This is a genomic window from Hallella sp. (assembly GCF_037460745.1).
Lineage (GTDB): Bacteria > Bacteroidota > Bacteroidia > Bacteroidales > Bacteroidaceae > Prevotella > Prevotella faecis.
In genome coordinates this window covers 1-13,941 of sequence record NZ_JAXVAE010000059.1, presented here as the reverse complement: position 1 = coordinate 13,941, position 13,941 = coordinate 1, and the positions used below count along the sequence as shown (strand labels likewise).

Below are 13,941 nucleotides of genomic sequence, written 5' to 3'. Positions count from 1 at the left end.
TATCAACTTTTCCAAAAAGCGAATTAGATCTGAAAAGTAAGCATTTTTTTTCGGATAATTCAAATATAATCGCTGAATAATTTCAAGTGCTTTACCATATCGGCCTTGTTTGATGTAAATCTTTGCCAACGTCTCCGTAAAATAGCTTTCTTCTCCGTTTTTTCCTTCATTTGAGCCTGTTTGCTCATCTTCGGGCTTAAATTCCACATCGGCCTTCAATTTGATCTTTCCGCTTTCATTGTTTATGAAATTATCTATCAAATCTTGGCCTTTCAGTTGTGGTGCATCCTTCTTGTCGGCTTTGCTATCCTCTTCGTTCTCAACCTCCAACAGATACGACACATAATCGACAGCGGCGTCGGCCGGTGTGGGCTTTCGTTTGGGCTTTTTCTCCTCCTCCTCTTTCTCTTCAGGTATTGACTCGAGGAAGGTATCGATGAGCGATATGGTGCGATTGGAGGTAGGTTTCTGCTTGTTTTCCTGTGGCTTGGCTACCGAATGCCTCATTTGGTAGTGAGCAGCCTCCACCAGATTGAATATCACCTTACGGTCGGTAATGTAGATGGCGGCTCTCCGCAGCTCCTCGTCGAAGGTGGGATCGTGCAGCAAGTAGAGGTTTTGCAGCAATAACAAGCGCGCTGTTTGATAATACGGATACAGCGCCAACAGACTGCGGAGATCGTAAAGTGTCTCGCGGTCGAGCAGTTCCGGCTGTTTGATGAGTTGCGCTATGTCCATATTTTATTGTTGTAATGGATTAATTATTACCTTGTTTCTATTGTCACCAGATGCTCGACAGCCCACGTTCTGAACACAACGGGGCATCCATGCACCTTGCTTTTGTTGTCTTTCAGGAGTCGATTGCTCCACGTTTAGCTCCCAGTTGGCCACCATCGACCACTCGTTAGCCTCCTATAGACAGACCACTGGCTGCTATAAGACCACCCGTTGGCTACCCTAAGATTATTAGGTGGCTGCTATAAGAGCACCAAGTGGCTGCCCCAAGGTTACCCGCGGGCATCTGTAAGACTTACCAGTTGGCTACCGTAGCGTTGAAGATTTGGTCCGTGAGATCCTTACACATCTGCGTCACGAGTTCCTCTTGCACGCTGTTCAGGCTCTTCGTAGTCTCATAGCTCTTCGATGCGGTAAACGTTCTCTCGAAGTCCTCGTTGTGGTTCTTGTTATTGGTGAACCTCACGTTAACCGTTATCGAGAGTTCCGTTTGTGCCGAATAGCCCTCGCTCGACACCGACTTGTTGCGTTGCGAATATTGCGTAATCTCACCCTCGATGACCAGGTCGCCATTACGTTTCACCTGTTGCAAGCGTGTGTGATTGGCAAAGACATCCTTCAGCTGGTTGTTGAAGATGGGCCCCATGGGACCCCACACATAACTGCTTCGTATGGGGAAGTCGGCAATTTGTATGGTCTTGGTCGTCGTATAGTCAATGCTGGCACCATTGAACTTATAGCTCACGCTGCACGCTGTGAGTAGCACAAGCGTTACAATGGCAAGATATGACAGTATTCGTTTCATTTCACTTTCTTCGTTATTTATTTCTTATCCAGGCCATATTGCTTGATTCGTCGATAGAGCGTACGGTCGGAAATACCCAGTTCCTGCGCGGCTTTCTTTCTGCTTCCATCGTTTCGCTCAAGGGCTTTCTCCACCATTTGTCGCCCCAGGTCGTTGAGATTGAGGCTCTCCGGCTCGGTTTCAATTTCCTCAGCCTCTGCGTCCTCTGCCGATGGTGTGTACGTGGCGATCGGACTCTTGCGTGGAGACACCATCGGTACGTTCGTCTTTCCTGTGCTGATGATGCTCGTTTGCAAGCTACTGGCAGCCTCCTGCAAGTTGCGCGACTCATCCAACTGCTTGCGCAGGTTCATCATGTCGCGCCTGAGGTCGGTAATGTTTCCCCGCAACTCATAGAGAATCTTATAGAGAATCTCTCTCTCGCTCTCGTAAGAGTGCTGGCCTGGCTGGCCCACTGTGGTGAGCTCCATGCTTTCAGGGTCTTGCGGAATGAATTGTCTCAGGGTTTCGGCCCCAATTTCCCGTTTCTCGCTCAGCACCGACATCTGCTCCGTGATGTTCTTCAACTGACGGACGTTGCCCGGCCATTTATATTGCAGCATCATGCGCTTGGCCTCATCGGTCAGCGTGATCTTTGGCAACCGATACTTGTCGGCCATCTGCATGGCGAAGAGTCGAAACAACAAGAGGATGTCCTCTCCCCTGTCGCGCAACGGCGGCATTTGTATGGGAATGGTGTTCAAGCGGTAATAGAGATCCTCGCGGAATCGTCCTTCCGATATGGCTTTTCGCATGTTTACGTTGGTAGCGGCCACGATGCGCACATCGGTCTTACGAATTTCCTGGCCTCCCACCCGGATATACTCACCCGTTTCGAGCACCCTCAAGAGTCGGGCCTGCGTAGCAATCGGCAACTCACCCACCTCATCGAGGAAGATTGTACCCTTGTTGGCCACGCCAAAATAGCCTTCGCTTTCGCCCACGGCTCCTGTGAAGGCGCCCTTCTCGTGTCCGAACAGCTCACTGTCGATGGTTCCCTCAGGAATCGATCCACAGTTGATGGCAAAGTATCGTTCTCTCCTTCGTGGCGAGTTATCGTGAATAACCCTGGGCACAATTTCCTTGCCCACGCCACTCTCTCCGACGATGAGCACGCTCAAGTCGGTGGGAGCCACCTGCAAGGCCACATCGAGGGCACGGTTGAGCCCATCGCTATTGCCCACGATATTATACCGTTGTTTTATTTTTTGCAGTTCAGACGTATTCATTGGATGACAAAATTACATATTTTTCGAGAAATCTGCAACATTGCGCGCCATTTTATTCTTTCTCTTTCTTTCCAAGCTTAATGAGCAACAGGCCGATACCAGTCCACACCAGTTCCCTCATGCGTACAATGAGCGCGACGAAGATACCTGCGCTGGCGCTGATTCCCAACGACGTGGTCGACATGAGAAATCCGCCCTCGCGCCCTCCGAGTTGCAACGGCATGAAGAACAGCAGGTTGGCGAAGAGCGACGTAAAGGCGAGCACCAAGATACAGTTGAGATAGTTGACACTGGGCATGAGCACCAGCAAGACGAAGAATATCTCTAACGCCGAGCAGATGCGGCAGCCCAACTCCAGGGCCACAGCCCCAATGAAGTTGTGTGGGTTCTGACTGTGTAGCGCCGCTATTTGCTTGTCGATATCGTCGAGTTGCTCCCGATGGCGCTCCACAAACGGCTTGGCCCATTTCTTCACAAACGGCACATGCCTCAAGAGGTTCATCACTCTGTTGGCCAGTCCCTTGCGGTATCCGGCAATGAAAAACCAGATGCCAAGCAGGCAGAAGGCCGCGATGGCCGCCATGAGCACCCCCTCAAACAGGCTGATGTGCTGTGTGCAGAGGAAGAGCACCACCGACACGAGCCAGAACCAGAAGTGGCTGAAAATGTGGGTCATGGCGTAGAGGATGACCGACGACGAGGCCCTTTCGGTGCCAATCTTCGGTGCCAGTTCCATGATACGGTAGGGTTCGCCTCCCATGAGACCACCCGGGGTGGCATAGTTGAGCGCAAAGCCCGACACGGTAACCTTATATAGCCAAAAGAACGATATTTTCTTAGGAGCCTTGCCGCCACCATCCTTTCCACCGCCAACCTGCTGACTGCACACACCCTTGATGATGAGATACCACGCAGCCGTGTTGAAGATGTAGAGGAAGGCCCACAACCCGATAACCGCCCCAAACCAATAGCCCGCATGGCAAAGTCCTTGCCACACCTGAGCGAAGTCGAGTTGGGTTATCATGACGATGAGCACCAACAAGCCGAAGACGAAGAAACCGTTCTGATATTTTTTCTTCATTCGCTGAGTATGTTCGTAAACACTTGATGCAGAGCAACCTGCGTTGCCCCCATCATTTACTTATGCTGTTCCTTGGCGCCAGCCTCGCGCTTCTTAGGGATGGCAAATCGCACCTTCTCGCTCTCGTCCTTGCGCTCATGATAGAGCTTGGGCAGCGGATGGGCCATGGGCTCATCATAGTTGATGCGGTCGCGGAAGGCGTCGATGGCCTGCCAGATGGCATGTCGGAAAGCGGTGGCGTCGGCCTCACCCTTGCCCGCAATGGCATACTCGGTGCCCTGACAAGAAGCCGCACACACCAACGGCAGTCCGCCGAGGTAGTGGATGCTGTCTTGCGGCAACAGCGCGTTGAAGGGTGCTATGCCTTGGTCGTGATACATGGCGAGGATGCCGTCGAATGCGGCAAAGTCGCCATTGCCAAAGAACTCATCGGCGCGATATGGGCCAAACACACAGATATCCTCCTCGCCCGCCTGCTTGATGGCGGGAATGATGGCCTCAGCCTCTTCCTTGCCAGGATGGGCAGCGCTATGGTTCGGGTTGAGCGCCAACACGGCGATGCGAGGACTTGAGATGCGGAAATCGCGGCGCAGCGTCTCGGCAAACGTTCTGATACGACAGGTCACAGCCTCCAGCGTAATGGCAGAAGCCACATCCTTCAGGGCCACCTCGTCGGTCATGAGCGCCACGCGCAGGTCGCCGTTCACCATGACATCGAGAGCTTTCTGCCCCTCACTGATGCATTGCTCTATAAACTTGTCGCTGTTTGGGAACGCGAATCCGTCGATGTGCATGTTGTCCTTGTTGATGGGACAGGTCACCAACACGTCGAACAGTCCGTCCTTGTAATCGGTGATGGCCCTATCGAGCGCCTTCACAGCCGCACGGCTTGCCTCCTGCGAGGGCACGCCAAACTCCACCTTCACCTCCTCGTCGAACACTGGCAGCAGGTTGACCTTGCCGTCCTGCGCATCGTCGGCGCTGTTGATGATGGTGAAATTGCTGTTGATGCTGAGTGCCTTGGCATGGTATGTGGCAATCTTGGGCGACCCATATATAATAGGTGTGCACATGTCGAGCATCTCGGGCTCTTCGAAAGCCTTGAAGATGAGTTCATATCCAATGCCATTGGTGTCGCCGTGGGTAATGGCCACGCGTATTTTCTTGTTGTCCATTTATGGGTTATTCTTGATGTTTATATTCTTGTTAATTGTTTCTTTTCCTGGTTGGGTGCCCTTGATGGGCTTGCTTTCTTAGGGTTCGCTCCATCGCAGGGTGTAGAGCACAGCCTCGAGTCGGTGCATGGCGTTGCGCTTTTTCTGGCCTGGCGCAAAGACGAAACCTTCCACCACAACGGCCTTCCCGTCGGCTTTCGTTGCCCTTGCCGAGTCGATTGGCAGCAGAACCCTACTGACAAACGGCCCGCCCATGTCGTCGCCGCGCATTTCCCACAGACCTCGGTAGATCGTCATGGGAGCGTGCTGCAGGCTCTTTTGATTCAGCCAAAGGCTGCGGTCGTCGGCGTTTTTGAACACCAGTCGCTTGTCGACCGTCGGCTCCACGGTGGTCATCCACATAGAGTCGGTTTCGCCCTTGATGGCCTGTCCGAGCACCTCATTGCGCTGGGCCACGAAGCGAGCCACCTCGGCATTGGCGGCCGAAACCGTCGGCGACAGGGTCGGCACCCGGTAAACCACGATGTTCTGCATCGCTGCCGTGGCATTGTTGCTCAGCCACACAAAGTTGTCGCCCTGCTTGCTGGCCACCATGTCGACCGGTATCCAGAGGTCGATGCCAAACCGCTGCCGGATGGCTTGTTCGGCCTTGGTGTTTCGTTTGTGGCGCATCATGGCGAGCGTCTTGTTGATCTCGGCGCGATTGAGCAAGGCGCGCAACGCCGAGGCGATGGCTGGCGCGTTCCGCCTCAGTTGGCTGAGCGACGGCGCTCCTACCCGAATCACCATCTGGGGCTTGGCCCACACGTTCTTCTCGTAGCCCACATGAGGCTTGGTGTAGACAGTGGGGTCGACGTTCACCATGACAATGTTGCGCGAGAGGCGCAGCGAGGCATCAAACCGGGCGCTGTCGACAGCCGACACATCAAACGAGGGCTCGCTCTGAGGCAGTCCCTCCACATCGGCCGTGAGCATCTGCCTGACCAGGCCTTCGTGGTCGCCCACGAGCAACACCTCGTAGAGCCTACCGCCCGAAGGGGGCAACACGCCATTGCTACCCGTGCAGGCCACGAGCAGCCAGCAACCCAACAGCCAGGCGGCTACCCTTGTCATCGCTCCTCCTTGTGCCTGATGGCGCCAATCTTCTTCGAGGTGCTGAGCAGTCCGCAAGCGGCGAAGATGTCTTGTCCGCGCGAGGCGCGTATGGTGGTGAATATGCCATGGGCCGTCAGATAGTCGCGCAGCTCCTCCATCTTCCGCTCGTCGGTGCCATGCAGGGGCACGTCGGGTATCTGGTGGAAACGAATGAGGTTGATGCGGCAGTCGAGGCCCTTGAGCAGCTTAACGATCTGACGGGCGTGGGCTGGTGTGTCGTTGACTCCTCCAAACACGATATACTCGAACGACAATCGGCGCTGATGGGCGAAGTCGTAGTTGCGCAACAGCTCCACAATGTCCTCGATGGGCATGCCTTTCTCGGCCGGCATGAGCTCAGCGCGCAACTCGTGGTTGGGTGCGTGCAGACTGATGGCCACATGGCAATCGCTCTCCTCGATAAACCGCTTGAGCTTGTCCTTGATGCCCACCGAACTGACGGTGATGCGCTTGGGGCTCCAGGCCCACCCGTAGTCGGCGGTGAGGATCTCCGTGGAGCGCAGCACGTTGTCGAGGTTGTCCATCGGCTCGCCTTGGCCCATATACACCACGTTGGTCAGCTTGTCCACCTCGGGCAGGCTGTATATCTGGTTAAGTATGTCGGCTGCGGTGAGATAGCCCTCAAAGCCCTGCTTACCGGTTTGGCAGAACAGGCAGTTCATCTTACATCCCACCTCACACGACACGCAGAGCGTGGCGCGGTCGTCGTCGGGGATGTAAACCGTCTCAACAAACTTCACGGGCTGGCTGTCGTCGGGGCGTGTGGTCTGCACGGGGAAGAGATACTTGATGGTGCCGTCTTTCGAGTGCTGCGCGTCGATGGGGTCGGCGCAACCCACCTCGTAACTCTCAGCGAGGCGTGCGCGGTTGGCCTTCGAGATGTTGGTCATCTCGTCGATGGTGCGCACATGGTTTCCGTATATCCATTTGGCCATCTGCCCTCCTGTGAAAGCGGGCATTCCCAATGAGGTGGCCACGTCTTTCAGTTCGGCGAGCGTCATGCCGAGTAACGATTTCTTCTTCATATTGTGCAAAGATACGAATTTTTTGAAAAAGGCGTGTCGATTGTGCCCTAAAATCTTATTTCTTCGCGCACGCGAGGGGTGCCACCACTGTTCGGCGTATCGGCATGAGGCCCCAAAAGCGCTATCCTGCGCGGAACGAGGGCGGCATGCGGTGGTGGTGGGGAGGAATGGCGGATGGCTGCGATGAGGACCATTTGTTTGGTTTATTCTGAAAAAACAGGTGTCTCCAAATGGCGCCTTTTAGGAGACGAAAATGTGATTCTTATGGATTTTTGGCGGCGCTAACGAGCCTCGCGGTTGCGAAAGGGCGTGTTTCGAGTTGCCGAAAGGCATGTTTCGCAACGCGGTTTGGTAGGTATCGAGTTGTAAAAAGGCATCTTTCGCATTGCGAAAAGGCATCTTTCGCACCCCATCCTGTGGAACGCGGAGCGGAAAAAACCAACCAATGAATATAAGATATTGATTATCAATATTTTGCAAAAATGCGTCGAGAATCGCGTATTTGCGCCAAATATTTGTTTCGTGGAAAAGAAGTGTGTAGATTTCGCTATAGGTTGTTGTTATTTTTATATACCAAATCTGAGCGCACAAGGAGCGACGCGCAGAATGGCTTGGGGTGGACGGCCTGGCTTGTGGCGTGCCATTTGGATAGGTTTTTACTTTATCGATGAACGATTTTCAACTTTATGTTGTATCTTTGCATAAGATAGGCTGCGCTCGGCAATGTGAAAGCAAGCTTTCATTGCGCTCACTGGCACTATCTTTGCATAAGATAGGCTGCGCTCGGCCAAACGAATGCAGCATCCTCATTTCCCATACGATCATGAAGCATCATCCAACAAACTCAAGCATACGCACCTCAGAGGCCAGCCCCTTGGCCACCAACCAACAGGAGCCCAACGTCACGGTGGGCATCGTCAGCGGCGAACGGATAGCCTTCTCCCTCAACCATCCGTATGAGGTGGAGGGCCAACAGGCCACGGGCGACCAATGGGTGGAACTGGCCAACGGAGCCATCCTCTGGAACGGCAACCGCTACAGCGAGTTGGTTTTCCACCCCACCGACGAGGGGGCATCGTTCTCGCTGAAGGATGTAACCATCGGAGTCAACTTCCATTGGGAGCGCAAGGAGACGCAGACCTTCCTGGGCATACTGCGACTGGTGATAAACGGCAACAAGGTATTGGCCATCAACGAGTTGCCTGTAGAGCGATACCTGGAGAGCGTCATATCGAGCGAGATGAGCGCCACGTCGAGCCTGCAACTGCTCAAGGCGCACGCCGTGATATCGCGGTCGTGGCTATTGGCGCAGATGGAGCGGCGTAAGGCGGAACCCGAAACGGTGGCCCACCGACCGGAGTTTGTGGAAACCAACGACACGCTCATCCGTTGGTACGACCGTGAGGACCATACGCGCTTCGATGTTTGTGCCGACGACCACTGTCAGCGCTACCAAGGCATCACAAAAGAGACGAGCCATCATGTGGCCGAGGCCATCAGCCAAACGCGCGGCCAGATTCTGACGGCCGACGGTGAGATATGCGACGCGCGTTTCTCGAAATGTTGCGGAGGAGCCGTCGAGGAGTTCCAATATTGTTGGGAGAACACGCCCAAGACGTACCTGAGCGCCGTGCGCGACCTACTGCCGCCCCGAGTGGCCCAACTGGCAGCCGTCCATCACGACACCGTCGACCTGCCCGACCTCACCGATGAGGCGCAAGCGGAGCGATGGATCAGGACGCGCCCCGACAGCTTCTGCAACACCAACGACCGCAGCATCCTATCGCAGGTGCTCAACGACTACGATCAGGAGACCACCGATTTCTACCGGTGGCAGGTGGATTACACGCAAGAGCAACTGGCGGCGCTCATCAGCAGCAAGTTGCAAGTGGACCTCGGGGAGATCGTCGACCTGGTGCCCATGGAGCGTGGCAAGAGCGGACGCATCGTAACGCTGAAGATGGTGGGAACGAAACGCACGCTCACCGTGGGCAAGGAACTGGAGATTAGGCGCGCACTGAGCAAGAGCCACCTGTATAGCTCGGCCTTCGTGGTCGACCGATATGATATCGACAGCCATGGCGTGCCACAACGATTTAGGCTCACGGGAGCCGGATGGGGCCACGGCGTGGGCCTCTGCCAGATAGGCGCAGCCGTGATGGGCGAACAGGGATTTGCCTACGACGAGATTCTCGCCCACTATTATCCCGGGGCCGACATCACAACATTGTATCAGTAAGGACTATCATCAATATGAAAATATTCAAACGATCACCATGGCTATGGGTGCCGACGCTGGCCTTCAGCGACGGATTTCCACTCGTGGCCGTCATGACCCTCTCTGTTATTCTCTACAAGCAGCTCGGACTGAGCAATGCTGCCATCACCTTCTACACCTCGTGGCTCTACCTGCCATGGGTGCTGAAACCGGTGTGGAGCCCCTTTGTCGACCTCATCAAGACCAAACGGTGGTGGGTGCTCACAATGGAGGTGCTGGTGGGAGCGGCCCTCGGAGGCATCGCCTTCACCATACCCACGGCGTTCTGGTTGCAAGGCACGCTGTTCTTCTTCTGGTTGCTGGCGTTTGCGGGAGCATGCCATTGCATTGCGGCCGACGGATTCTACATGCTGGGGCTCGACGGGCACCAGCAGGCGTGGTTTATGGGCATCAGGTCGGTGTTCGACCGATTGGCCACTATCTTCGGACAAGGAGTGCTGGTGATGGTGGCGGGAAACCTGCAGGTGGTGTTCCGAAACAGCATCCCCTACTCGTGGAGCCTCATGTTCTATGGCGTTACGGGATTGTTCCTGGCCTTGTGGCTATGGCATAGCTACGCCCTGCCCCGTCCCACGGAGGATGTGGTGAGGCCGGGCATCAACACCCATACAATATGGCGAGAGATAGCCAACACGTTCCGCACATTTGTGAGAAAGGAGCAAGTGGTGGGCGCCCTGATGTTCATCTTGCTGTTCCGACTGCCAGAGGGACTTCTGTCGAAGGTGTCGGCGCTCTTCCTCATCGACTCCGGGCACAACGGCGGACTGGGACTGTCGCCGCAGGAATACGGACTGGTGCAAGGCACGGTGGGCGCCATTGGCGTGGCCTTAGGTGGCATATTCGGAGGCATTGCGGCCAGCCATGGCGGACTGCGCAAGTGGCTTTGGCCCATGGCGTTCGCCTTCACATTGCCCAGCCTGGTTTACGTCTTCCTGAGTTATGCGTTGCCATCGAGCCTGCTCGCCATCAACCTATGTGTGTTCCTGGAGCAGTTTGGCTATGGTTTCGGACTGACGGCATACATGCTTTACCTCATTTACTTTAGTCGCGGGGAGTTTAGGACGAGCCATTATGCCCTGGCCTCGGCGCTGATGTCGCTATCGATGATGCTGCTCGGACTCTTCGCCGGCGCATTGCAAGAGACGATGGGCTACCGACATTATTTTATCCTCGTCATTCTGTGTTGCACGGTGACCTACCTCGTGACGGCCTTTCTGAAGATCGACCCGCAGTTCGGAAAGAGGGAAGATGATGAAGCCGAATAAGTATTACGCCATCTGCGACTGCGATAGTTGTTACTGCTCATGCGAGAGGGTGTTCAGGCCCGACCTCAATGGCAAGCCCGTGGTAGTGCTGAGCAACAACGACGGCTGTGTGGTGGCACGCTCCAAAGAGGCCAAGCAACTGGGCATACCAATGGGCATACCCTATTATCAGTTGGCTGAACGCTTTCCCGGAAAGGAAATCGGCGTGTTCTCGAGCAATTATGAGCTCTATGGCGACATCACCCAGCGCGTCATGGAGATCATACGGGACGCATGCCCCGAATTTTACCGATACAGCATCGACGAGGCGTTTTGCGTGCTCGACGACCTTCCCTACGACGCATTGAAGACGTGGGGCGAGGAGCTATGCCTGAAAACCAGGCAGTGGGTAGACATGCCCATCAGCATCGGCATCGCCCCCACGAAGACGTTGGCTAAGTGTGCCGACCGGTTTGCCAAGGATTATCCGGCGTTTAAGCATTGCTGCGTGATCGACACGGAGGAGCGACGCATCAAAGCGCTCAAGCTGTTCTCGCTGAAAGAGGTGTGGGGAATAGGTCGGAGATACCTCGAACGGTTAGAATCGTACGGCATCAGGACGGCCTACGACTTTGCCATGAAGCCACGAGCGTGGGTGAGAAAGGAGCTGCACGTAACGGGCGAACGCACATGGATGGAGCTCAACGGCATCGACTGCATACCCACCGAGCAGCTCGCCACAAAGAAGAGCATCTGCACAAGTCGCTCATTTCCTGGCATGATAGAGGACCTGTTGGGCCTGCGGACGCAAGTGAGCAACTATGCGGCGCGGTGTGCGGAGAAATTGAGAAGGCAGCATACCGTATGCGCCAACATCATGGTGTTTATCGACACAAACCGCTTTCGCGACGACCTGCCGCAATATAGCAACTCGGCCATGGAGGTGCTGCTCACGCCAGTAAACTCCACGCAGGAGGTGGTGGATGCGGCCCTGAGGGCGCTGAAGCGTATCTTCATTCAGGGATACAAGTATAAACGGGCCGGCGTCATCGTGTCGGCCATCAGCGATGAGGGAAAGGTGCAAACCAATTTCCTCGACTTCGACCCAGAGAAACACGAGAAACTGAAAAGACTGACGGCATCCATCGATAAGATCAACAAGCTGAATGGGGCTGAAACGGTGGTGTTGGGCAGCCAGCAATACACCGCCAAGCATGGGAAAGGAAAGGCCGGCTCGTTCCGCGACGCTATCAAGCACGATTTCCGCAGCCACAATTTCACCACCCGATGGGAGGATATCATTCGGGTGAAATAACCTTCAATCGGTCATGAGAACAGGGCCCACACCGCACCACGAACCTCATCATGGATGCAATGTGAGCCCTGTTAACGCTCTGTTAGCACCTTTGCCTACTTCGAAACGCCACAAACGAACGTTTCAGGCGAGCAGCCTCGAAACGCAGCAGGCTATGCATTGCGCTTTGGGAGGCCGCCAACGATATCGGGCAAGAAGCCAAATGTTACTTCGCCTTGCGGCGTGCCTCGCGGGCTTTCTCGGCAGCAATCTTGCGGGCAGCAAGCTCTTTCTCAGAAGGAGCGACGTAATGGATGCGGCGCATGAACTCGTCGACCGTGTCCTCGCCATCAAATTCGTTGAAGAAGGTCTCCAGAAGGGCTTGCGTGATAGCACGGGCCGAAAGGCGCTTGTGGTACTTCTCGCTGATCTCCTGCAAACGGTTCACCAAATCGCTCGACACGTAAATGGGCTTGCCCTTCTCCGAACTCTTGTCGTAACGCAGGTAATTGTTGATGAGCTGGTCGGCAAAAGCCTTCGAAACGGTGTGGCCGGCCTTGCTCGGGCGCTTAGGGGCCTTCGGCTTGGGGGCTGCAACAGAGGCTTCGGCGTCATCGGCAACAGCAGTGGCGCCAGCGTCTGCGGTATCGTTGGTGATGCTTCTCACGATGTTGGTGATGTCCATGTCTTCCAATGGATTCTCCACCAAGGGTCTCTTGTTTGCCATATCTTATTCTCCTTATATTACATGATTGCCTTCATGATGGCGTCGAAGGTCGTCGCCACAATTTTCTTCTGCTTGCTCTCCAACGAATAGATCGTGGAATAGCGCTTGATGGCCACACCCTGCTTGATGCGCGGAACCACCGTTCCCACGAGCTCCAGAATGTTAACGGTCTGCGCGCGCTGCTTGCGCTCCTCGGCCTTACCCTCGTGGTCGTTGATGCGGTTGGGAACGAAAACCATGCTGCAATTAGAGATGCTCTTCAGCGCTTTGAGGAAGATACCCGTAGCATCGACCGTGTCGGGATCGAACGACATGGGAATGACGGCTACATCAGCAGCGGCATAAACGGCCGCCAGGCTCTTATCGTTGAGGTTACCCGGACAGTCGATAAGCACGTTACCTGGCACCTTCTTCAGCTCCTTCATCACCTTGTTCACCTTCTTAATGTCCGAGGTGTCGAGCGGGGTGACCTGCCAAGGCATCTTCTGCTCAGGATCGGCCTTCTCCTCACGCACACGGTGACGATACAACGACTGCTGCAAGTCGGCGTCGAGAACCGCTACAGGCATGCCGTTTTCGGCCAGATAAGTTGCAAAAAGACTGCAAAGGGTGGTCTTTCCAACACCGCCTTTGATATTCGAAAAGATGATAATCTTGTTCTTCTGTTCCATTGTTTCCTTCTCTATTTTAATAATGCAAAGGTATGCAACAATTGGCAATTCAGCAAACTTTTAGCTATAATATAAGATATTTTAGCATTTCGCTCACAACACAACGCATAATGTATTGTGTAGCTATGTTATATTATATAACGTAACAACCTATTCGACCAACTGTTTGACCCATTCGCAACCCGTTGATTTACAGTCGGCCGAAAGCACAAGCCCTTCCTCCACACACCTTCTCATCCATCCCTTTCCTACTTAGGCATAACGCTCCCAAACATCCCCCACCCTTCTCGGTATCCACACACCGCAAGCCTCATAGGTCCCTATGGCGTTCCACAAGCCATCCGCACACCAAAGCCTTGGCGCAGCTCCAACGAGCGGCTGTTCGCCAACCCCCTCCCCGTAGGATATTTGTTATAATACAAGGTGGCAAAAGTAACTATTCAGCGGTAGCGCTGCACCCTTAATCCATAATTGAAATATACT

The 13,941-nt window shown here is 54.5% G+C and carries 12 protein-coding genes; 3 read left to right on the top strand and 9 right to left on the bottom strand.

The window, feature by feature from the left end; all coding sequences use genetic code 11:
• The 7 genes from WKK33_RS02195 to rlmN all read right to left on the bottom strand — a co-directional run.
• On the bottom strand, nt 1-738 hold a 738-nt coding region (locus tag WKK33_RS02195), incomplete at its 3' end, for a tetratricopeptide repeat protein (protein ID WP_337932278.1).
• 292 nt (nt 739-1,030) lie between these two features.
• Entirely contained in the window at nt 1,031-1,540 is a 510-nt protein-coding gene (locus WKK33_RS02190; protein ID WP_215758580.1) for an LptE family protein, read from the bottom strand.
• A 17-nt stretch (nt 1,541-1,557) separates the two neighbouring features.
• Entirely contained in the window at nt 1,558-2,808 is a 1,251-nt protein-coding gene (locus WKK33_RS02185; protein ID WP_215758578.1) for a sigma-54 dependent transcriptional regulator, read from the bottom strand.
• Between the two features lie 52 nt (nt 2,809-2,860).
• Nucleotides 2,861-3,889 (bottom strand): lysylphosphatidylglycerol synthase transmembrane domain-containing protein, encoded by a 1,029-nt coding sequence (locus WKK33_RS02180; RefSeq protein ID WP_287767858.1) that lies wholly within the window; start codon nt 3,887-3,889, stop codon nt 2,861-2,863.
• A 56-nt stretch (nt 3,890-3,945) separates the two neighbouring features.
• The gene (locus tag WKK33_RS02175; protein WP_337932275.1) at nt 3,946-5,064 is read right to left on the bottom strand and encodes a 4-hydroxythreonine-4-phosphate dehydrogenase PdxA; all 1,119 of its coding nucleotides are present in this window, start codon (nt 5,062-5,064) and stop codon (nt 3,946-3,948) included.
• Between the two features lie 78 nt (nt 5,065-5,142).
• The gene (locus tag WKK33_RS02170) at nt 5,143-6,177 is read right to left on the bottom strand and encodes a DUF4837 family protein (RefSeq protein WP_337932273.1); all 1,035 of its coding nucleotides are present in this window, start codon (nt 6,175-6,177) and stop codon (nt 5,143-5,145) included.
• The gene (gene rlmN / locus WKK33_RS02165) at nt 6,174-7,244 is read right to left on the bottom strand and encodes a 23S rRNA (adenine(2503)-C(2))-methyltransferase RlmN (protein WP_287767866.1); all 1,071 of its coding nucleotides are present in this window, start codon (nt 7,242-7,244) and stop codon (nt 6,174-6,176) included. The genes WKK33_RS02170 and rlmN overlap by 4 nt, the downstream gene beginning before the upstream one ends.
• Nucleotides 7,245-8,067: 823 nt before the next feature.
• On the opposite strand from rlmN, the gene WKK33_RS02160 reads away from it, so the two are divergent.
• The 3 genes from WKK33_RS02160 to WKK33_RS02150 are packed head-to-tail and all read left to right on the top strand — an operon-like array spanning nt 8,068 to nt 12,081.
• Nucleotides 8,068-9,483, top strand: coding sequence for a SpoIID/LytB domain-containing protein (locus WKK33_RS02160; RefSeq protein ID WP_337932272.1), 1,416 nt, complete (start codon nt 8,068-8,070; stop codon nt 9,481-9,483).
• A 14-nt stretch (nt 9,484-9,497) separates the two neighbouring features.
• Entirely contained in the window at nt 9,498-10,787 is a 1,290-nt protein-coding gene (locus WKK33_RS02155) for an MFS transporter (RefSeq protein ID WP_337932270.1), read from the top strand.
• Nucleotides 10,771-12,081: a Y-family DNA polymerase gene (locus WKK33_RS02150; RefSeq protein WP_337932268.1), complete on the top strand. Its 1,311-nt coding sequence runs from the start codon at nt 10,771-10,773 to the stop codon at nt 12,079-12,081. The genes WKK33_RS02155 and WKK33_RS02150 overlap by 17 nt, the downstream gene beginning before the upstream one ends.
• A 205-nt stretch (nt 12,082-12,286) precedes the next feature.
• Here the strand turns inward: WKK33_RS02150 and WKK33_RS02145 are convergent, their stop codons facing one another.
• Together WKK33_RS02145 and WKK33_RS02140 are read right to left on the bottom strand one after the other, a co-directional pair.
• Entirely contained in the window at nt 12,287-12,787 is a 501-nt protein-coding gene (locus WKK33_RS02145) for a hypothetical protein (protein WP_215758569.1), read from the bottom strand.
• 17 nt (nt 12,788-12,804) lie between these two features.
• Entirely contained in the window at nt 12,805-13,458 is a 654-nt protein-coding gene (locus WKK33_RS02140) for a ParA family protein (RefSeq protein WP_215758567.1), read from the bottom strand.
• Between the last annotated feature and the right edge of the window lie 483 nt (nt 13,459-13,941).

Excerpts from the sequence above, each read along its gene's own strand:
- WKK33_RS02190 (WP_215758580.1), bottom strand. The coding sequence starts at position 1,540 with ATGAAACGAATACTGTCATATCTTGCCATTGTAACGCTTGTGCTACTC.
- WKK33_RS02185 (WP_215758578.1), bottom strand. The coding sequence starts at position 2,808 with ATGAATACGTCTGAACTGCAAAAAATAAAACAACGGTATAATATCGTG.
- WKK33_RS02180 (WP_287767858.1), bottom strand. The coding sequence starts at position 3,889 with ATGAAGAAAAAATATCAGAACGGTTTCTTCGTCTTCGGCTTGTTGGTG.
- WKK33_RS02175 (WP_337932275.1), bottom strand. The coding sequence starts at position 5,064 with ATGGACAACAAGAAAATACGCGTGGCCATTACCCACGGCGACACCAAT.
- WKK33_RS02170 (WP_337932273.1), bottom strand. The coding sequence starts at position 6,177 with ATGACAAGGGTAGCCGCCTGGCTGTTGGGTTGCTGGCTGCTCGTGGCC.
- rlmN (WP_287767866.1), bottom strand. The coding sequence starts at position 7,244 with ATGAAGAAGAAATCGTTACTCGGCATGACGCTCGCCGAACTGAAAGAC.
- WKK33_RS02160 (WP_337932272.1), top strand. The coding sequence starts at position 8,068 with ATGAAGCATCATCCAACAAACTCAAGCATACGCACCTCAGAGGCCAGC.
- WKK33_RS02155 (WP_337932270.1), top strand. The coding sequence starts at position 9,498 with ATGAAAATATTCAAACGATCACCATGGCTATGGGTGCCGACGCTGGCC.
- WKK33_RS02150 (WP_337932268.1), top strand. The coding sequence starts at position 10,771 with ATGATGAAGCCGAATAAGTATTACGCCATCTGCGACTGCGATAGTTGT.
- WKK33_RS02145 (WP_215758569.1), bottom strand. The coding sequence starts at position 12,787 with ATGGCAAACAAGAGACCCTTGGTGGAGAATCCATTGGAAGACATGGAC.
- WKK33_RS02140 (WP_215758567.1), bottom strand. The coding sequence starts at position 13,458 with ATGGAACAGAAGAACAAGATTATCATCTTTTCGAATATCAAAGGCGGT.